This is a genomic window from Duganella sp. AC237 (genome assembly GCF_979254035.1).
Window position 1 is genome coordinate 4,887,882 of sequence record NZ_CEEDEW010000003.1, and the last position, 21,278, is coordinate 4,909,159.

General features: G+C 62.5%; 12 protein-coding genes. 2 read left to right on the forward strand and 10 right to left on the reverse strand.

Features of this window, described 5'->3' with window-relative positions; genetic code table 11:
* Positions 1-19 precede the first annotated feature (19 nt).
* Positions 20-2,656 (reverse strand): TonB-dependent receptor, encoded by a 2,637-nt coding sequence (locus AC0IYS_RS21735; RefSeq protein ID WP_471707125.1) that lies wholly within the window; start codon positions 2,654-2,656, stop codon positions 20-22.
* A 53-nt stretch (positions 2,657-2,709) separates the two neighbouring features.
* On the reverse strand, positions 2,710-4,047 hold the full coding sequence (locus AC0IYS_RS21740; RefSeq protein WP_471707126.1) for a sugar MFS transporter: 1,338 nt from the start codon (positions 4,045-4,047) through the stop codon (positions 2,710-2,712).
* Between the two features lie 469 nt (positions 4,048-4,516).
* Between AC0IYS_RS21740 and AC0IYS_RS21745 the strand changes: the two genes are divergently transcribed.
* A complete protein-coding gene (locus AC0IYS_RS21745) occupies positions 4,517-7,183 on the forward strand; it encodes a TonB-dependent receptor (protein ID WP_471707127.1) in 2,667 nt (888 codons plus the stop codon).
* Between the two features lie 137 nt (positions 7,184-7,320).
* Here the strand turns inward: AC0IYS_RS21745 and axe2C are convergent, their stop codons facing one another.
* The gene (gene axe2C, locus AC0IYS_RS21750) at positions 7,321-8,388 is read right to left on the reverse strand and encodes a bifunctional acetylxylan esterase/glucomannan deacetylase AxeC2 (protein WP_471707128.1); all 1,068 of its coding nucleotides are present in this window, start codon (positions 8,386-8,388) and stop codon (positions 7,321-7,323) included.
* Positions 8,389-8,700: 312 nt separating this feature from the next.
* Between axe2C and AC0IYS_RS21755 the strand changes: the two genes are divergently transcribed.
* On the forward strand, positions 8,701-10,617 hold the full coding sequence (locus AC0IYS_RS21755) for a PKD domain-containing protein (protein WP_471707130.1): 1,917 nt from the start codon (positions 8,701-8,703) through the stop codon (positions 10,615-10,617).
* Here the strand turns inward: AC0IYS_RS21755 and AC0IYS_RS21760 are convergent, their stop codons facing one another.
* From AC0IYS_RS21760 to AC0IYS_RS21790, 7 genes are read right to left on the reverse strand one after another with little or no spacing between them, the layout of a single operon-like run.
* Entirely contained in the window at positions 10,618-11,364 is a 747-nt protein-coding gene (locus AC0IYS_RS21760; protein WP_471707131.1) for a GDSL-type esterase/lipase family protein, read from the reverse strand.
* 11 nt (positions 11,365-11,375) lie between these two features.
* Positions 11,376-14,888, reverse strand: coding sequence for a glycosyl hydrolase 2 galactose-binding domain-containing protein (locus AC0IYS_RS21765; RefSeq protein ID WP_471707132.1), 3,513 nt, complete (start codon positions 14,886-14,888; stop codon positions 11,376-11,378).
* Position 14,889: 1 nt separating this feature from the next.
* A complete protein-coding gene (locus AC0IYS_RS21770) occupies positions 14,890-16,104 on the reverse strand; it encodes a glycoside hydrolase family 27 protein (protein ID WP_471707133.1) in 1,215 nt (404 codons plus the stop codon).
* A 10-nt stretch (positions 16,105-16,114) separates the two neighbouring features.
* Entirely contained in the window at positions 16,115-16,672 is a 558-nt protein-coding gene (locus tag AC0IYS_RS21775; protein ID WP_471707134.1) for a glycoside hydrolase 5 family protein, read from the reverse strand.
* A complete protein-coding gene (locus AC0IYS_RS21780; protein ID WP_471707135.1) occupies positions 16,579-17,445 on the reverse strand; it encodes a glycoside hydrolase 5 family protein in 867 nt (288 codons plus the stop codon). Before AC0IYS_RS21780 ends, AC0IYS_RS21775 begins: the two co-directional genes overlap by 94 nt.
* A 25-nt stretch (positions 17,446-17,470) precedes the next feature.
* Positions 17,471-19,765, reverse strand: a complete 2,295-nt coding sequence (locus AC0IYS_RS21785) for a glycoside hydrolase family 3 C-terminal domain-containing protein (protein WP_471707136.1) — start codon at positions 19,763-19,765, stop codon at positions 17,471-17,473.
* Between the two features lie 37 nt (positions 19,766-19,802).
* A complete protein-coding gene (locus tag AC0IYS_RS21790; RefSeq protein ID WP_471707137.1) occupies positions 19,803-21,068 on the reverse strand; it encodes a sugar MFS transporter in 1,266 nt (421 codons plus the stop codon).
* Positions 21,069-21,278: the final 210 nt, after the last annotated feature.

The window sequence follows — 21,278 nt, forward strand, 5'->3', positions numbered from 1 at the left end:
CCCTGGGTGACGATAATTGTTAAAACTTGGCCTTGATACCGACACTATACCGGGCGCCATTCTCGTACACGCCAACCGGCAGGCCGTCGGTGGTATTGGTGCGTATCAGTTCATTCCCGATATTCACCGCCGTCAGGTACAAGCTGATTTTAGGCGTCACGTCCCAGCTGGCCGACGCGTCCCACTGGCCGTAGGCGCTGGTGACATCCTGGCCGCCCTCATTCAGGCCGCCGTAGGATTTGGATCGGTAGTTGTAAGACAGCCGCGCGCTGTAACCGCCCTTTTCGAAGAAGCCGCTGACATTGGCCTGGTTGCGCGAGTTACCGATCACATTGAGCTTCTGGCCGTTGGCGTTGGCGCCGGTCTTGGCGTCGGTGAAGGTGTAGTTGACGACGGCGCCAAAGCCGCTGCCGAACACCTGCTGCCACTGGAGTTCCAGGCCGTTGACGGTCTGTCCGCTGCCGGCGTTGTATGGCCGCGTGACCGAGCGGGTGACGCCGCCGACGTTTTCCAGCGCGCTTTGCGTGTAGACGAAGGTATCGAGCTTCTTGGCGAACAGCGTCGCCGACAGCAGCGAGGCGTCGGCGTAGTACCACTCGGCGCCGATCTCCGCCTGGTTGGCGTGGTAAGGTTTGAGGAAAGGATTGCCGGCGGTGGCGGCGTTGGTGGTGCCGCTGACTTCCGTGCTGGCGCTCAAATCGCTGTAGGTATTACGCGCCATCACCCGCGCCACGGCGCCGCGCACCAGCAAATCCTTGTTCACCGAGTAGACCGCGTTAAGGCTGGGCAGCACATCGTTGTAGGTGCGCGAGACGCTGCCCAACACGTAGTTGCCGTTGCCGTTCAGGTCCTGGTAGGCTTCAGAGGTCTGGTCGGTCTTGACCAGGCGCGCGCCGAAGTCGCCACGCCACTGCCCCACCGCGAAATCGGCGCGGACATAGGTGGCGTAGATCTTCTCCTTGATGCGGTAGTACTCGCCCTTCGCCTCGGCGTAGACCATGCCCTTGTCGAACATCGCGAAGCCCCGCGACGACGCCAGCCCGTCATCGACCCAGGCGTACTGCGTCAGCGAGCCGGCGCTGGCCGCCTCCTGCGAGATCAGCGGCGACGGCCCGGTCGACAGGTCGGCCAATGTCAGCGTTTCCCAGCCAGGATTGCCGGGACCATTGGTGCCGATGGTGCGGCGGTTCTGCACCTTGGTGTCGCGCAGCTTGACGCCGACCTTGATCGATTTGAAGAAGGCGTTATCCAGGTCTATCGTCAGATCGCCCTGGGCGTAGTTCTCCTTGGTCTCCATGCGGCGTATCCAGTCGCGCGTGCTTTGCAAGGTCAGTTTGGTCGGATCGAGCGGATTCATATCCAGGTATTTGATCTCGTACGTGTCGGGCGCCAGGTTGAAGGTGGCGCGCGTATTCCCGGTGAACCAGAAATTGCGGTCATGGTCGCTGCCGCCGGAGCCTTTGGTGGTGCCGGCCTGGCCGTGGAACTTCCAGTTGTCGCCATCGTAGGTGCCTTCCAGGTCCAGCACCTGCGATTTGACATAGGACTGGCGGAAGATCGGCTCGAACGATACGCCGTTGGTCGGACCCACGGTGCCGCCCACCAGCGCCTTGGTGCCGTCCGAGGTGGTAATGAAGCGCGGATCGGTGACGGCGATATTGCCCTTGGCGTCCACCAGGCCACCCGCTTGCCACAGGTAGTTCTGGTTGCTGTTGTCCATGCTCATGTCGGAGTTCATGTAGTTCAGCGAGATGTCCGTGTTGGCGTTCGGGCGCGCCTGCAGGGTGATGTTGCCGGTGGTGCGTTCGCGGTCCTGGCGGAAGATCGGCGTGCCGCCGCCCCACGACGCGTAGGCGCCCGGCGTGACCGCGCCGTTCTGGTCGACGATGTTGTACTTGGTCGTGTCGGTGAAGTTTTCCAGGCCGTCGCGGCGCATCGTGCGCTTTTGCTGGCTCACGGCGACCAGCGCGCCGAAAGTTTTCTGTTCGTTGGTCCAGCTGAGCAGGCCGGAGAACTGCGGATCGGTTTTCTTCGGCAGTTCGCTGTAGGTCGCTTCCGCCGACACCTGCGCCACGAAAGGCTTCAGCTGGAACGGCTTGCGGGTCTTGACGTTGACCAGGCCACCGATGCTGCCCTCGTCCAGGTCGGGCGACGGGCTTTTATAGACGTCGATGCTGCCGACCAGCTCCGAGGCCAGGATGTCGTAGTTGAAGCCACGGCTTTGCGAATCGTTTTTCCACCAGTAGCCCGAAGCCACGGCCTGGCCGTTCAGCTGCGTCAAGTTCAGGTTCTTGTCGGTGCCGCGCACGAAGATATCGCGGCCCTCGCCCCAGGTGCGGTCGACCGAAATGCCGGGCACGCGCTGCAGCGAGTCGGCCACGTTCTTGTCCGGGAACTTGCCCACTTCCTCCGCCGTCACCGTGTCGATCACATTTCCCGAGTCGCGCTTCTCGGCCAGATTGCGCTTGAGCCGTTCGCGGATGCCCTTGACCTCGACCACGGCCGGATCGCCCGCCGGCGCGGCCTCGGCGGCCTGCGCCACCGCCTGGTCAGCGGCGGCGGCGTACAAATGCGGTGCGAAAGCGCTTGCCAGCGCCAGCACGATCAGCTTGGGTAACAGCTTCTTCTTCAACAGCGGCTTGGTGGTGGTCGTCATTATTTGATTCTCCTGTTTCTACTCAAAAAAGGAACCGCTTCGATATACCGTTTTCACACACTTCCAGCGCCACGCCAGTTGCGGATTTTGTGGCCGCTCGCGGCGTACCACAGAATCATCGCGTAGCAAGGCAGCATCAGCCAGTAGCCCGCTTGCGGACCGGATGCATCGGACAGGCGGCCATACAGCAGCGGCAGCACGGCGCCGCCGGAGATGGCCATCACCAGCACGGCCGAACCTGCGGCGGTGTAGCGCCCCAGGCCTTGCAGGGCCAGCGGCCAGATGGCCGGCCACACCAGCGCGTTGGCCAGTCCCAGCAGCGCCAGGCACATGACGGTATCCGGCACCAGCGGCACGCCGGACCAGCCCAGCAGCACCTGGGCGATGCCGCTCGACTGGATGGAGCCGGTGGCGACACCGATCGTCAGCGCCAGACCGAGCAGCGCCGACAACAGCAGCGCGCCCTTCTGCGACAGGTAGCGCGGGATCGCCACTACACCAACGATGTAGCCGAGCACCATGCACACCATCGTGTAGGACGTGAGCACGCCGAAGTTGGCGACGTTCAGTTCGTGGCCGTACAGGCCGATGGTGTCGCCGGCGATCACCTCGACGCCGACGTAGCCGAACAGGGCCAGCGCGCCCAGTACCAACTGCGGGAATTGCAGTACGCCGGTGCGCTCGACGTTGGCGGCGGCGTCGTCAGCTTCGGGCGGAATGTCGCGCAGATTGGAAAAATGGATGAACACCATGATGACGAACAGCACGGCGGCCATGCAGGCGTAGGGGAACACCAGCCGCTCGGCCAGCGTGGCGCGCATGGCGTCGCGCGCGGCCGGCTCCAGGGTGGCGAGCGCGGTGTGCGAGAAGCTGTCGATATCGGCCAGCATCAGCGAGCTGAACACGAGCGGCACGACCACGCCGGCGCCCTTGTTGAAAAGGCCCATGATGCTGATGCGCATGGCCGCGCTGTCGCGGTCGCCGATCTGGACGATGTAGGGATTGATGGCCGTCTGCATCAAGGTCATGCCGGTGGCCAGCGTGAACAGCGCCGCCAGGAACAGCTCGTAATGCGTGCTGCGCGCCGCCGGAATGAACAGCAAGGCGCCGGCGCCCATGATGCCCAGTCCGAGGGTCATGCCCTTTTTGTAGCCGATCCGGCCCAGCACGACGGCGGCCGGCAGCGCCATCACCGTGTAGGCGATGTAGAACGCGAACGTGACCCACAACGCCTGGAAGTTGTTCAGGCCGCAGACGATCTTGAGGAAGGGCACCAGCGATCCGTTCAGCCAGGTGACGAAGCCGAGAATGAAGAACAGCAGGCCTACGAACAGCATGCCGACCAATACCGTTCGCGACGAGTCGCGGGGCCGCTGTTCCGTTGTGTTCACACTCATTTGCATGGGGCTCCCCCAAGTTATCGATGAGTCATGCTACCAGTGCAATACCAGTCATACCAGCGCTGCCTCAATCATCGCTAAGCCGTTGTTTTTATTAGAAAATGGCATTTTCCATCGGTGAGACCGCTTACATTTCTTTACAAAGCCAACGCTCCGCCCCTTCCGCGCCGCGTCGCTAAGCAATGCAAGCTTGCAAATCTTTACAAAACAGTTTGGGAAATTACAGCCTTGTGTCTTCACAGCCACGGTAACCAAAAAACACCAAAATATTGTTTGTTTAGTAAAGTTTGTTAAACATCGGTTTCAAATTTAGTTTCATTTGACCCTCGAAATTTCCGGATCGATACTCCGGATTGCCAGGACGCTAAGCCGTATCCGACAACCTGCGGCGCTGGCGCTTTCCATAATTCCAAAAACATCGAGGAGACAGACAATGTTGCACCCCGCAAGACGTACTCTCATGAGCTTGGCCGTTGCCAGCGCTTGTTCGTTCATGACGTTGAGTGCCCAGGCCCAGACCGACACCGCGACCGCAGCCACCGCCGAGGCCCAGACCGCAGCACCCGCCGCTTCGTCGGCGAATCCGGACCAGATCCAGGAAGTGCGCGTCACCGCGACCCGCTACTCCACCTCGCTGCTGCGCACCCCGCTCGCGGTCGCGGCGCTCAGCCAGGAGCAACTGACGCGCAAGGGCGCCACCAGCCTGTCGGACCTGAGCGGCGAGATGCCCAACGTCGTGATCGAAAACACCGGCGAGGATTCGGCCGTCCAGATCACCATACGCGGCATCACCTCCACCAACTTCACCGAGACCGGCGACCCGGCGGTCGGCTTCCACGTCGACGGCATGTACTCGCCGCGTCCACAAGGCGCGCAGGCGCTGATGTTCGACCTGGAACAGGTCGAGGTGCTGCGCGGCCCGCAAGGCACGCTGTTCGGCCGTAACTCAACCGGCGGCAGCGTCAACGTGATTCCAGCCAAGCCGGATTGGACGGGCAACTACGGCAGGGCCGATATCGACATCGGCAACTACCGCAAAAAGCAGATCTCGGTGGTGCAGAACATCGTCGTCAACGACGCGCTGGCGTTGCGCGCGACGTTCATGAAGGTCAAGCGCGATGGCTACGCCAACCAGACGCGCGATCTGAGCGAAGCGAACGCGCCGGCCCTGGGCTGGGTCCCGAACGGCAAGCCGGATGTCGACCAGCGCTTCAACCGCGTGATCGGCCCGAGCGACTACTACACCAACCAGGACGAATGGGCCGGCCGCCTGACCGGTCTCCTGAAGATCAACAAGGACATCACGGCCAAGGCGTCGTACGAGCAGTTCCAGGATTCCGGCGCCGGCGGCGCCACCTTCCGCGATTGCGACGCCACCGCCGGCACCCGCTACGCCTGCGGCCCCGGACAGGGCAAGTGGGACATCAACGTCAACGTCCCCGGACAGAACGACCTGAGTATCAAGACGCTGCGCACGGGGATCAACTGGAACATCAACGACCACACCAACTTCGACTACACCTTCCAGGTCGCCGACCAGACCCGCTCGCAAATCACCGACGACGACCTGGGCATGCAGCACGCGGCGCCGTTCCAGATCAATGGCGCGTATCCGAATTCGGCCGATGGCAACTGGGGCACGTGGCCGCTGACCGACTCCTTCCACCGCACGCTCGATTCGCGCTACCTGTCGACCGTGCACGAGGCGCAGTTGAAGCAGCAACTCGGCAATGTGCAGTACGTCGGCGGCTTGTTCTGGATGCACGAGCGTAACCGCATCGACTACGAGCAGACCAACACCATCCAGAAGCCGTACGGCGATGTCGGCAGCGTGCTGTATAACCAGCCTAACCGCCAGGTCGACGCCAAGGCGGTCTTCGCCCAAGCCGACTGGAAGTTCATCCCGACGTGGACGGGTACCCTCGGCGCGCGCTATAGCATCGACAGCAAAGAGGACAAGGGCGGCAAGGTCTATGGCGCCAACTGGATCGGCAACTCGGCCTACTACAACGGCCTGTATTCGCAAGGCACGCCCGGCACGCCAGGCTTCCGCGTCCACGACGGCACCGACCTGACGCCGGCAATGGGCGGCAGCGTGGCGGCATACCACCTGTACGGCGCGCCTACCTCGAACGACCATAAACAGGAATGGAAAAAAGTGACGTGGCGCGCCGGCCTGCAAAAGCAACTGGACAACAACAAGATGGTGTACGCCTCCGTGTCGACCGGCTACAAGGCCGGCGGCTTCGCCGACAAGACCGACAGCTGCAACTACCGCCTGTGCGCCGACGGCAAACCCGGCGTGGAGACCTTCCTGCCTTACGAGCCGGAGACCGTCACCAACTATGAACTGGGCTTCAAGGGCAAATTCCTGGACAACCGTTTGAGCCTTTCGGCCACCGCGTTCTTCATGAAGTACAAGGACATGCAGGTCACAGGCACCTACTTCATCAACCAGATCATTCCTTCGGCAGGCCTGCCCTGCCCGGCCGACCAGCCGAAGTGCGACGTGTATGAAGGCTGGCGCACCATCAACGTCGGTAAAGTGAATATCCCGGGCCTGGAACTGGAATGGGACTACAAGCCATGGCGCGGCGGGCGTATCGGCGGCGGTTTCGCGTTCATCAACTCCAGCATCCACGACTACAACTCGTACAGCGACGACTATCAGTGCGACGTGCGCGTGGAGCTGGGCCTGCCGGCATGCCCGACCGCCTACAACGGTCCGGACAAGACCTTGCTGGGCCGCCGCCTGGCCAACATCGACGGCAACCACCTGCCGAACACGCCGAAGTACCAGTTCAACATCAACTTCTCGCAGGAGTTCGGGTTTGAAAACGGCTACAAGGTGATCCCGTACGTGAAGGTGAACTGGCGCGACAAGGCTTACTTCGACATGCTCAATTCGGAGTTCGCGCACATCGGCCGTTATCAGAAGGCCTATGCGATGGGCGATGCGTCGGTGCGGCTGGAAGCGCCGGAAGACAAATGGCACGCGGAGCTATATGTTCGCAACATCTCGAACAGCCATGCGAAGTTGAGCGGCAATTCGGTGTTTGGTGGCTTCATGGAGGCCAATTTCGTACAGCCTCGCATGTTCGGGTTCCGGGTCGGCGCGAGCTACTAAGGCGTTTGGCGGATTACGGCGTTCCGCCTAATCCGCCCTACGTGTCTCCTCGGTTTATCACATGCCAGTTAAGACGGAGACACGTAGGGCGGATTAGCGCAGCGTAATCCGCCAAGATCCGTCGGCGGCCCAAACACTCACCAATTCATGATGGAACGTACCTGGGGTAGCAAATCGTTGGCGATATTGACGGTCTGCTCCCTGGTCGGATGCCCGTCATCCGCATCGCCCGAATAGGGCTTCGACGCGATCGCGCGCACCTGTTTATCCCCCACCCGCTTTACCGTCTCGGCGATATATTCGATCAGCGCCGCCCTCTTCTCGCCGGTCACCAAACCGCCCTCGGTCAACACGATCCGCGCCTGCGGATGATCTTTCAGTAACGTCCGCACGAACCGCACATAGGTGCCCACATATTGCTCGCGGTCCGGAATCCCGCCATTGAAATCGTTGGTCCCGATCACACTGAGTATCACATCGGGCCGGTAATCCCGCTGGTTCCAGCGTGCCGGCGTTTTCCGGTCCGGGATCGCCAACTGATAATAGTCCGGCAGATTCAGTTCGTCGGTCTTGTTGTCCCATGTGCGGATCAAGCCTCGTCCGCCGTAGCAGACCAGCTGCACCTGCGCGCTCAACCCGCGCGCCATCAGCATGCCGTACGAGGAACGCGCGTTCCACCAGGACGGATCCTTCTTCGCTCCTGCCACGCGGTCGATCGCCTCACCGCAAGTGACGGAATCGCCCAGTATCAGCATTTTTCGTCGCGGGAGGACGGGTGCGGCGTTCCATATACCGTCGGTGTCGAAGCGCAGCAGCGCGGCGGTGCCATGCCAGGTCTCGGACCGGTTGACGATTTCGACCGCGTGATTGCCGGCCGCGGCGCCGTCGACCAGCGTAACGGTCTGCCTGCCGGCCGCCAGCCGCACTTTGCGCGCGACGCCGTCGACGATCACGTCCAGATAACTGTTCTCGCCGCTCGCCTCCGCCTCGACGCTGAGGCGCGTGCCCTCGAAGTTGACGTAAAAACTAACGCCCGGATAGCCGAACCGCACCACGCCGTCGGCGTTGATGGCCGTGCGGCCCATGCGGGCGACGTGGGAATCGGCGGCGGATATCGACGCCGCGCCGGCCATCGGCACCGACAGGCAGAAGACCGCCAGGAGGGAAAGCGGAATCACACGCGTCGGCAATACTCTTCGGTCCATGATGTCTCCATATGATGATCGCGCGATTGTGGATCTGTCGCCGCAGGCGGTCAAACCACGACCGCGTTCGAGCAGCAGTTTAGCCGCTGCGGCGCTTGTTGCGCGCGCATTACTAAACCTCATGAAACTAAGAGACGCCGCCCCGTCGCATACCTGAGTTTTGCATGCCGGCCGCATAATCGCAAAAAAAAAGGAGACATAATGGACCGCAGATCATTCGTAAAAATATCGGGCGCTGTCGCAGCCGGCGTGAGAGTCCGCTCGGCGCACGCCGTCACGGCCGCACCCACGACGCTCTCGCGCAGCTTCAGCGTGTCAATCGATGGAGAGCCGGTGGAGGTTCTGCACGGAGCGGCCAACTACAGCTTCGTCAACATCGATATCGAGCGGCCGGTGACGGTGAAGATCACCGCCGTCAAAGACGATTTTTGGGACAAGGGGGTCGAGGTGCTGCCTTCGCGCCACGGGATACGCCCCGAACGCGAGGGCAGCAGCATCAGTTTCCGTCTCGACAAGCCCGAGAAGTTGGCGATCTCGCGGCCCGGCGACTATTTCGCCGCCGCCGAGATCCTGTTCCTGTTCGGGAACGAACCGGAGCGCGACGCGCCGGCGGCGGGCACACCGGGTGTCCGCCATTTCGCTCCAGGCATACACGGCGAGGACATTCACGTCAAATCGGGCGAAACGATCTATCTGGCCAAGGGCGCCATCGTCGTGGGCAGCCTCAATTTTTGGGATGTCGAGAACTGCACGGTGCTGGGACAGGGCGTGGTCCTGCACGACGGCCCGCAAAACCCGAACGACGACGAGGGCTGGATGCATCGTCCGAACTGGCATGGAATCACCTTGCACAACGCCCGCAATATCAAGGTGCGCAACATCACTGTTCTAGTGCGCAGCCGGACCTGGATGATCCAGCTGGAAGGCTCGAAGAAGGTCCTGTTCGAGAACATCAAAGTCATCGGCGGCACGGGCGGCAACGCCAACCAGGATGGCATCGACTGGCTGGGTTGCGGCGACACCGTGGTGCGCGACTGCTTCTTCCGCTGTTCCGACGATATCTTCGCCATCTACGGCAACACCGGTTTTTACGACAAGGATGCCGCGATCCCCGGCAAGGATGTGCGCAACATCCTGATCGAGGGATGCGTGCTGTCGACCAGCATATCCAATATCATGCGGGTGGGCTGGCAAAACAAAATCTTCAACAGCGGCGAGGTCACCTTGCGCGACAGTGACGTGATCCACATGGGCATGGGAAGCTGCTATGTGCCGTTCGCGCTGGCCGAGTTCTGGACCGACCCCGGTGGCCAGGGTATCCATGAGAACTATCTGTTCGAAAATCTGCGCCTGGAGAGCTGGTACTCGCTGGCCCAGCTGCGCCAGTCGTCCCTGCCGAACGCCAAAGTGCGCAATATCCGCTTCCGTAACATACGTTCAGTGGACCGCGCGCCGCTGGTGCCATCGACGAGCTCTGGTGACGTCAGCGGCATCAGCTTTGAAAACATCGTCTTCGGCGATCGCCGCATCCGCAACGACAGGCAGTTGCAATTGCTCCAGCCGCCGGGAGCGGCGCCCACGGCATGGCCACCCACGTCCGGTCCACAGGCCGACTTCTCTTACACAAAAGGGCTACTGTCCGCGGGACGGGCGGTGCGCTTCGATGGGTCGGCGTCCACCGCGAAGGGGCGCATCGTCCGCTATCAATGGTTGTTCGGCGACGGCAGCCGCGCCAGTGGTGCTGTGGTCGATCACGTGTTCGGCGATACGCTCGGCACCATGCTCGATGGGTCGGGGCGCTTCCGGGTGCAGCTGGTCGTAACGGACGCGCAGGGCCGCAGCGACACGATGGCGCGGCCGGTGGTGCTGGCCACCAAAATCCTGGCGCCATTGGCATCACCTGGGGGTGCGCGGGGATTGGGACCGGCTCAAGACGGCAGCCGCGAAGGGTTTATCAGCATTCCAGCCGATGGCGGCTATGTCTTCACCGTGATGGCACGGGATGGGGCGCGGCTGCGGATCGGCGACACGGTGCTGTTCGACGACCGCACTGTCGAAGGTCAGGTCTGCAACACACCCGGCAACCGCATGCAGCACGTCAGTGCGGTGATCGGGCTGCGCGCGGGCCGCCACCGCATCTCGCTGACGGCCGGCCGCGATGCCAGCTTATACTGGCAGGGCCACGGCGTGCGGCTGGAGATAGTGCCCGACGACGCCCTGCACCACTGATTACTTCATCAGCTTTTGTATGTCCGGCAGCATCGCGTCGGACCAGATCTGGTACCCCTTGGGCGTCGGGTGCAGGAAGTCGCCCATCACCTCGGGCGACATGTCGCCGTTCGACAGCAGGAAGCGCGCACCGTAATCCTTGAAAATGATGGTTTTGCCATCACCCAGCGTCGCTATCTTGCGGTTCAACTCAATGATCTGCTGCCGCTTCGGGCTCTGCGCCGACTGCTCGTAGGGCAGCACGGCGTTGAGCAGGATCTTCGCGTCCGGGTACAGCGCGCGCAGCTTCTTGACAACCGCCTGCACGCCTTCGAACACGTCGTCCGGGGCGGCATTACAGTGGAAGAAATTGTTCACGCCGATTGTCAGCACGACCAGCTTGGGATGCAGCTTTTCGGCGTGGCCGTTGTCTAGCCGCCAAAGCACGTTGCCGGTGTGGTCGCCGCCGATGCCGAAATTGGCCGCCTTCCATGCGCCGAAGGACTTGTCCCAGATCTGCTGGTTCCAGCCTTCGGTGATGGAGTCGCCGACAAACAGCAGATCGACGTTGCCGGCATCGGCCACCGCGACATCCTCGTTGAACATCTGGTGCCAGCGCGCCACCGACATCCACGGATACTCGATTTTGCGCGGCGCCGGCGTGGTGCTGCAAGCGGAGGGGCTCAGGGCCGCATCGGCGTAACTCGGGGCGCTGGACAAGGCCAGCAGGCCGGCGGCGACGACTGCGGAGATCAGCGACTTCTTCATCTTGAATCCTTTCATTGCGCGCTTACCTGCAGCGATTGCGACGCCACGTTCCAGCCACGCAGATCCAGGCGCACCGCGCCCTGGCTCTTGAACGTGACGGTCACGGTGCGGCTCTCGCCCGGCATCAGCGCTACATAATTATCCGAAAAATACACCGGCAGTATCCTTTCGCCGTCCGCATTGAACAAGGTCAGTTTACCGCTCAGGGCAGGCACTTCGCCGCCGTTGCGCATTGTAACCTCCAACTGCCGTTCGCCCCGCACGGCCGCGCTGGTCCAGCGCGCGGCCAGCTCCAGCGGCACCGTCGCCAGCTGGTTCAAGCCCTGTTGGCCGGCCAGCGTGCTGCTTGGCCAATAGGCATTCTGCGACAACACTTTGCCATCAGCGTCCTTGAGCACCAGTTTGAGCACGATCAGCTTGTACTGCGCCAGCAAGGCGCCGATGCCGGCGTCGATGGGTTCCGACGTACTCACCGGCGCCACCGTCACCGGCTTGTCGCCGCCGGCCAGCAGCTTGCCCTGGACGTCGTAGGCTGCGTACGACAGCGTGGCGCCATTCAACGAGGCGGCCGGGTTGTTGATCACCATGAGCCGATAATCGGGCAGGTTCATTTGCACGTGGACCGGCTCCGCCGCGCTCTTCACGCCGTAGAAAGCGCCGTGCGTATCGTAGTCGTGGCTGAGAATCTGCCACATGGTGCTCGGCCAGGCCGGCTGCGTCATCCACAGCATGCGACCGCTGTGCTGGCGCCACAGGCCAGCGTTCATGCCTTCGAAGATGGCGCGGTGGCTTTCGTAATTCAGCAACTGGGCCTTGCGTTCGAAGTCCACCAACGACTCAGGGGCGCCGTAACCGGTCGCCATCGCCGCGTTGAAGCTCTTGACGCTGCCGTTGCCGTCAGGGTGCCAGTCGTGATACGTGACGGTGTCGCTCAACGGCCACTGGTCGGTCGACGGCACCGCCGCCTTGATCGCCTCGATCGTGGGGAACGACGGCGTGCCCACTTCAACAGAGAAGCCTTTGGCGTGCTCGGTGAAGTAGCTGGCAGGCGTCTGGTAGTTATACGGGCCGCTGTTCTGAAGGTTGACGCGGTTCGAACTGCCGCTGTACCAGCGGGTGCCGTCGAGTTGATAGATCATCGCCTCCAGCGCCTCGTTCAGCACGGGCTGCGGCACGCCCTCATTACGGCCGAACCACATGATCACCGACGGATGGTTGCGGTAGCGCTTGACCACATCGCGCGCGTTTTCCATGAACAGGTTGACGTCCTGCGGCTCCAGGTTGTAATCCTGGGTCGAGGCCCAGAAGTCGTTCAACACCATCAGGCCGTATTCGTCGGCCAGTTCGAAGAAGCTCTCCTCGGTGTTCTGCCCCACCCAGTTGCGGATGATGTTGACGTTGGCGTCCCGGTGCAGGCGGAAATAAGGCTCCAGCCGATCGCGGTCGATGCGTTTGCGCCAGTCTTCCGTGCCCCAGTTGCCGCCGCGCGCCGCGATGCGTACGCCATTGACCTTGATGACCAGGAAGGGACTGAGCGTGGTTTCCTCCAGCGGACGGATGGCAGCCGTGCCTTCCGCCTCCGGCCGCAGGCCCGTGGCCCAATTGTTATCCGAAAGCTTTTTGATGGACTGGTGGCGACCGTCGGTGATGCGCACGCCCAGTTCACGGCCCTTGGTGAAATCGGCTTCCACGCGGCGCAGATGGCCGCTCTGGTCGACCAGCGACAGTTCGTACGTCACCGCGCGCACCCCGAAGCGGGTGCTGGCCTGGTCCGACAACTGCGTGCCCTGCAGCGCCTCGAGCTTGAGTTCATGCAGATCCGGCGCGCCATAGCCGTTTGGCCACCACAGTTTTGGATTCTTCAGCTTGAGCGCGGCGAAATCGGCCGGCGTGAAACGCACGCCGTGCTCCCCCGGCGCCAGGCTGACGGTCTTGCTCACCTGGACAGGCTTCATGCCACCGTCACGGCGCGAGATCGTCGCGCGTACGGTCACCCGCTGCGCCGACTTCGACAAGTTCGAGACCGGCACTTCGATGCTGACGTCGGCCACGCTGTTGTCGGCCCTCGGCAACGCGGTGATCACCTGGGCGTCGCCCAGTTTAAAGTCGCGCGTGGCATGCAGCTCCACGTCCTGCCACAAGCCGGTGTTGCGGTCGCGGACCGATGGAATCCAGTCCCAACCCTCGGACGCGATGAAGGTCGGGCCATCCTGCGCCAAAGTGCCGCCGTTTTCGCCGGCGCCGGCCGCAATCGACTCTTCCTGCGGCAGGCCGGGATGCGGCGGCGGCGAGACCTTGACCGCGATGACGTTCTCGCCCCTGAGCTTCAGATAAGGGCTGATGTCGAAGGTGCCGCGCACGAAGGCGCCCTTCATGCCACCGAGTTTGCGGCCATTGATCCAGACTTCCGCCTCGTAGTTCACGCCCTTGAAGGTGACGAACAAACGCTGCCCCTGTTTGAAGCCCGCGGGTGGCTGGAACAAGGTGCGATACCAGTAATCCTGTTTGTTCAGCGATTCCGGAATGGCCATGTTATTGAGGCCGTAATCGGGATCCGGATAGACGCCGCGATCGACCAGCGTGGTCAACACCGTGCCTGGCGTGGTGGTTTGATACCAGCCGGCGGCATCGAAGCCGGCCGACGAAATGTGCTCCGGCTTGGCGCTTATCTCGGGCGCGGCCTGCAGCTTCCACGACTTGATGGTCCACAAATTGGCATCCTTCTGCACCAGCGCCGGACCGCCATAGGCCGGCTTGGCTTTCGGCTCCTGGAGCGGCGAACCGGATTTTGGCAAGGTCCACGGGTCCTGCGGCGCGACCTGGCCGTACATCTGCCTTACCTGTATCGGCCACGATGGACTACCGGATTCGAAATTGATCAGTGCATCGTTCGGCTGCGCGGCCGCCGTCGCGCGTATCGCGCCCTCGTCCAGCGCCGTGGCGGTGACGGTGAAACCGGCGATCCGCCCGGCGTAGCCTGTCGCGGCCTTGCTGCGCGGGCCCAGCGAAATCCGGGCGCCGAAGTCGTCGACCGGCATGGTCTGTGCAAGGTCCGTGACCGGGGCGGGCGTGAAGTCCTCGGCTTTGAGCACCGCGTCCTGCCGGGCGACGGCGCTGCCGTTGGCGTACAAGGTGACTTGTTTGCCGTCGTAGCTGACGGCCAGGTGCACCCAGGCGTTCGACGCGAGCTTCAGCGGCGAGACCACTTCCAGGCCATAGCCGCAAAAAGCGAATGCGCCGTCCACACTGCACACGAACCAGCCGGGCCCCGCCTGCGCGCCGGCGACACCCGCGATCAGGGTGCGGCCGGGCGCCGGCTCCGACGGTTTGAACCAGCCGCTCAAACCGAACGGCTGCACCCTGCCCGCCATCGACGACGAGAAGATATCGGCCTGCTTGACCTTCTTCAGCAAGCCATCGCTGGCGGCCGGGAATTCGGCATTATAGGGCCCCCACTGGTCGCCGGCTTGGGCGCCGGACCACATCATCGCGGCCAACGCCGCCACAGTCATCGTGCGCTTCATTTCAGCTCCGTGCCTTCAGCCGCAAAACGATCACGCCATGCGGAGCGAGTTTGCTCTCCAGTTTTTTGCCGGTGTCGCCGGTCTTGCCGGTGAAGGCGTCGGTCCAGTTGAAGACCGTCTTGGTGGTATCGAGCACGCGCTTGTTCGCATCGTCGTTGATGCGGGAGCTGGACCACTGGTACGTCACCGGCTTGGCCTCGTCGCTGCGGTTCAGGATCATCACAGCCCACTCGTCGTTGGCCAGCGGCTTGGCCCAATACTCCAACTGGCCGGACTGCAGGAAGCGCCACGCCTGGATACCCAGCTTGTCCTGGTTAATCGAGATCACCGCCTTGTTGGTCAGGATGCGTTTCGTGGCCTCGGACATCTTGCGCACGTCGTTGCCGAGGATGAGCGGCGACGCCAGCATCGACCAGGCAGCGAAGTGCGTGCGGTCCTCGTCTTCGGTGAAGCCACGGCCCACTTCCAGCATGTCCATATCGTTCCAGTGACCCGGACCGGCATGCACGCGAAGGCCCGCCTGCTTGTCGAGGATCTGCAGCACGCCCCAACGCGAGTACGATGCCTCGCTGAATTCGCAATCGAAACACATGTGGATGTCGCCGGTGGTGCGCCACGAGTGGCCGACGTCCTTGGCCCATTCCCAGGGCTTGTTGTCGCCCCATTCGCAAATGCTGAATAACATCGGCCGGCCGGCGGCGCGGATGGCGTCGCGCATGGTGGTATAGGCGCCAACCGCGTTCAAGCCCTTGCTGTCGCACCAGTCGTACTTGATGTAGTCGATGCCCCAGGAGGCGTAGGTTCGCGCATCCTGGTATTCGTAGCCACGGCTGCCGGGACGCCCGCCGCAAGTGGTGGCGCCAACGTCCGAATAGATGCCGATCTTGAGGCCTTTGCTGTGGACATAATCGGCCAGCGCCTTCATACCGGACGGGAAGCGCTCCTTGTCCGGATGGATAACGCCCGTCTCGTCACGCTTGCCGTGCCAGCAATCGTCGATGTTCACATACTGATAGCCGGCGTCCTTCAAGCCATTTTTGACCATCGCATCGGCGGTTTCCTTGATCAGCTGCTCGTTGATATCGCAGGCGAAGGTATTCCAGCTGTTCCAACCCATCTGCGGCGTGTCGGCCACCCCGTCGAACTTCTGGGCGTGGGCGTTGAAACCGAAGGCGCAGGCAGCCAGCGCCAACATGCTTGGCATGATACGTTTCATGTGCGGCCCCTTAGCGTTTGATGGAATTGAGTTTGTCGGCGTATTCCTTGATCAGCTTGAGCGAGCTGGTGTCCGAGTCGAACACCGAGTACAGGCCCTGCTCTTCCTGCGGTGGATCGCCGACGAAGTCGTTACCCGGCTTCCACCAGTAATCCGCGTTGGCCGCGCGCCCGGCACCGCCCCAGGCCCAGAAATTGAAGCCGGCGATCGGATCGCCCTTCTTGGCCCCATCGTAGACGAAGTCGAATACTTCGCGGTAGAAGCGGTCGCGGATCTTGGTCGTGGCCTTGATACTGAACGAGGCGCCGTCACGATCGAGGCCGAATTCCTCCAGCACGATAGGCTTGTCGAGCTTCCTGGCCAGGTCGATGTGCGAAGTCAGGTAGTTGCGGCTCTTGGCGATGGCGCCGTCCCACGAGCCGGTTGGGTCCTTGGAATCGAACCAGCCCCAGTTTTTCGGCCACAGGTGGTAGGTCAGGTAGTCGATGTTCTTGGTGCGGTGCGAATCGAGGAACAGCTGCGCGTCCTGGGCGGAACCGGCCAGGCCTTCGCTGCCGCTGCTGACCATGTGGTTCTTGTCCAGGCTATGGATGTAGCCAGCGGTTTCGTCGATCCACTTGATGTAGGCCTTTTCTCTTCAGGCGTGGCGTTGCCGTTGCCTGGGCGAGGCTCGTTGGCCAGCTGCCACGACATCAGGATCGGGTCTTCCGAGTACGGCTTGCCGGTGATGGTGTTGACGCGCTTGACGATCTTCTGGATCACGTTGCGGTATTCTTTTTGCGCGGCTGCGTTGACGTAGAAACGCGCGTTCTTCTTCATATAGTCGTCGTAGTCCTTGGTAACGTTCGGGTCAAGCGCCGGCGTGCCTTCGAACCAGTTCAGATACTGCGTCATACCGCCCGACCACTGCCAGAAGTTATTCAGGTAAAGCACCACCGTCATATCGCGCTTGGCCGCTTCGGCCATCAGGAAGTCCAGGCCGACCAACAGGTTCTCGTCGTACTCGCCCGGCTTGGCGGTGGTCGCCGGACTGACGGCGCTTTTCATATCGGTTTTCTCGGAGACGGCCAGCACGCGCAGGTTGTTGATGCCGATCGCGCGCATGCTATCGAGTTCCTTCAACAGGCGGGCGCGCTCGCCCACGCCTTTTGGCGCGCCGAGATAGCCGCCGTACCAGAAATTGGCGCCGACAATGTAATAGGCCTGGCCCTTGCGCGCGAAGTGGGTCTTCTTGGCGGTGACGAAATCGCCCTTGCTGACAGACGCGCCATCGGCGGCGGACACGATGCCGCAAGCGCTGATCATCAACGCCGTCGCGCAGAATTTGTAAAGTTGTTTCATGTCTCGTTCTTTCTTTTTATGGAGGTTACTTGGTTGGCTTGCCTGCGACGTTCAAAGTCTGCTTCGGTAGCTGCACGGTGATGCTGGCGGCCTTGGCATCACCCGCGTCATGCGCCAGCAATACCTTGTAGCCGCCGCTGGCGACACGCCAGGTCTTCGATTTGCCGTCATACATGGCCAGCAGGCGCGGATCGACCGTCACGCTGACGTCCTTGCTCTCGCCCGGCGCCAGTTCGACCTTGTCCCAGCCGGCCAGGCGCTTCGGCGCTTCCCACTTGACACCTACCGGCGATACGTACACCTGCGGTACGTCTTTGCCCTTGACGGCGCCGGTGTTGGTGACCTTGAAGCTCAGTTGCAGCTTGCCGTCCTTCTGGCTGGCCGCCAGGCCGGAATACGAGAACTGCGTGTACGACAAGCCATGACCGAAGGGGAACAGCGGCTTGAGGCCCTTGGCGTCGAACCACTTGTAGCCGACCGCCGCGCCTTCGTGATAATTGACGGTGAAGCGCTCGCGGTCCTTCTTCGGATCGCCATCGAGCTTTGGACGCGGCAGCTGGCTTTCCGAGACCGGGAAGGTGGTCGGCAGGTGGCCGGACGGATTGACCTCGCCGTACAGCACGCGGGCGATCGCCTCGCCACCGCCGCTGCCGGCGTACCAGGCCTGCACCACGGCGGCGGTCTGGTCGACCCACGGCATCAGCACCGGACCGGAGGTCTCCAGCACCACCACGGTTTTCGGATTGGCCTTGGCGACGGCGGCGATCAGCGCATCCTGGTTGTCCGGCAGCGACAGCGACACGGCATCGAGCGCCTCGCCCACCCACTGCTGCGCGAAGACGATGACGACATCGGCGTCGGCCGCTTCCTTAGCCGCCGCGGCGGCATCCTTGCCGTCGTTGTAGACCACCTTGGCGCCGCCGGCGCGGGCCTTGATCGCCTTCAGCGGCGACGACGGGTGGTACACCACGGGACCGGGCCAGATGGTCGGTTCGATGCCCGGCACCGGATTGCCGCCGACCGGATACACCAGCGACGAGCCGCCGCCAGCCAGCACGCCGACATCCGAGTGGGCGCCGATAACGACGATCTTTTTGGCGCCGGCCTTGAGCGGCAGCACGCTGCTGGTGTTCTTCAGCAGCACGATGCCCTCTTCCGCGTCGGCCTGGCTCACCTGCTTGTGCGCGTCGAAATCGATGGCGCCGCCTTCCTTGACTGGATTATCGACCACGCCCTTGTCGAACATCGCCCACAGGATGCGGTACGCCATGTTGTCCAGGCGCGCCTGCGGCACGTGGCCGTTTTCAACCGCCTCCTCCAGCGCGCCGCCGAAGTAGGCCGACTTGTCGAACTCCCAGCCGGAGTGTTGATCCAGGCCGCTGTTGGCCGATTCCACGGTGCTGTGGACGGCGCCCCAGTCGGACATCACATAGCCCTTGAAGCCCCAGTCCTTCTTCAGCACCTGGTTGAGCAGGTAGTCGTTTTCGCAGGCGTAGACGCCGTTCAGGCGATTGTACGAGCACATGACCGAGCCGGGATTGGACTGTTCGAGCACGAACTGGAACGCCAGCAGATCGGACATGCGGTTGCTGGCGTCGTCCAGGCGGGCGTCGAGCACGAAGCGGCCGGTCTCCTGGTTGTTGACGGCGAAGTGCTTCATCGTCGCGATCAAGTTGTTCGACTGGATGCCCTTGATCTGCTGCGCCACCATGGTGCCGGCCAGCAGCGGGTCTTCGCCGGCGTATTCGAAGTTACGGCCGTTGCGCGGCTCGCGCAGCAGGTTCACGCCGCCGGCCAGCATCACGTTGAAGCCGGAGGCGCGCGCCTCGCGGCCGATCATGGCGCCGCCCTGGTAGGCCAGGTCGCGGTTCCAGGTGGCGGTGGTGGCCAGACCGGAAGGCAGCGAGGTGCGCTCGCGCGGGTTTTTGCTCAGTTGCGTGGCCACGCCCAGACCGGCGTCGGTCTCGAACAGCGCCGGCAGGCCCAAACGCGGGACTCCCGGAATGTAGCCGGCCGAGAAAGGCAGCGCGGCCGGATGCTTCTTGGTCTTGTTGGGGACGAAGTCGGCGCCGAAGTAACCCAGCACCCAGTTCAGTTTTTCCTGCTGGGTCATGGCCTCCAGCGCCAGCCTGGCGCGCTTGTCGGCACCCAGCGACTTGTCCAGCCAGGGCTTGGATGCCGGTTCGGCAGGCCCGTTGGCCTCTTGTCCGGCGGCGTAGGACGGCAGCGCGGTCGCCACGGTGACGATGGTGGCGGCGGCAAGCGTTGCGGCCACCGCCAGCGCGATGGCCAGCGGACGCAGATTGAGTTCGGAATTCATGGCTGTCTCTCTTTATTATAGAAGGCGAAATCAAAAATCAACGGCTGGAATACATACCGGCATATTTCAGGCCGTAGTAGAGGATAAAGGTATAGCAGGCCGCCGGCACGAAGAACGACAGCTGCAGGCCGATGGTGTCGGCCAGCAGGCCTTGCGCGAACGGCACCAGCGCGCCCCCGACGATGGCCATGCACAGGATGCCCGAACCCTGGCTGGTCAGGGGACCGAGCTTGTACAGCGCCATGCTGAAGATGGTCGGGAACATGATGGAATTGAACAGGCCGACCGCGATAACGGCCCACATGGCAAGCGCGCCGTGCGAGAAGATCGCCGTCAGCAGCAGCACGATGGAGGCGGCGGAGTTGAACGCCAGCGCCTTGCCCGGGCTAACGTAGCGCATCACGCCGAAACCGATGAAACGGCCGATCATGGCGCCAAGCCAGTAGAAGCTCACGTAATTGGCGGCCGCGCCGTGCGACATGCCGGCGATGTTGGACTCGCCCAGGAAGTTGATCAGGAAGCTGCCGATGCTGACCTCTCCGCCGACGTACAGGAAGATGCCGATCGCGCCCAGCACCAGGTGGCGGTGCGATGTCACTTTCTTATCCAGCGTGTAGGCGCCGGCTTCCTCGGCATCGACGATCTTCGGCAGGCGCACCAGCGCGAACAGGATGGCGATGGCCAGCAAGGTGGCAGCCAGCACCAGGTATGGTCCCTGCACTGTGGCGGCTTCCTCGGCCTTGGTCTTGACGATGTTGGCGACGGCGGGAACGCCTTCGGACAGGATCAGGAAACCACCCAGCGCCGGAGCGATCGCGGTGCCGAGCGAATTAAACGCCTGCGTCAACGTCAGGCGGCTCGACGCGGTGGCCGGCGCGCCCAGCGCCGCAACGTAGGGATTGGCGGAGACCTGCAGGATGGTGATGCCGCCGGCGAGGACGAACAAGGCCAGGAGGAACAGCGCGTAGCCGCCCATCGAGGCGGGATAGAACATGGCGCAGCCGATGGCGGCCACCACCAAACCGGCGACCGCGCCGCGCTGGTAGCCCAGGCGCTTGATCAACATACCGGCGGGGAGCGAGACGATGAAGTAAGCGCCGAAGAAGCAGAACTGCACCAGCATCGCCTGCACGTACGTCAGCGTATAAATCGATTTAAGGTGGGGAATCAGGACATCGTTCAGCGAGGTTATCAAACCCCACATAAAGAACAGCAGCGTGATGATCATCATCGGGAAGGTGTTGCTCCCTCCCTGACGCGCAGGGTCGTGGGTACTCAAAGTCGCCGGTGCAACGTGCTCCATCAGCTGTCTCCTCTTGGATGGTTTTTATATTAATGAAAAGATTCTGCATCGGCAACGGCCAAGGGTCAAATAGCAAGCGCATTTGGGGCGCAGTTTAGCCGCCTTCACTAAACACGCGATGCCAGGCGATACGGCGTGTTGCGCTGCAGCGTACGGCTAAAAACCGCGTGTTTAGTAAATTGCGCTAAACTTTTCGGGAAAGTCGACGTG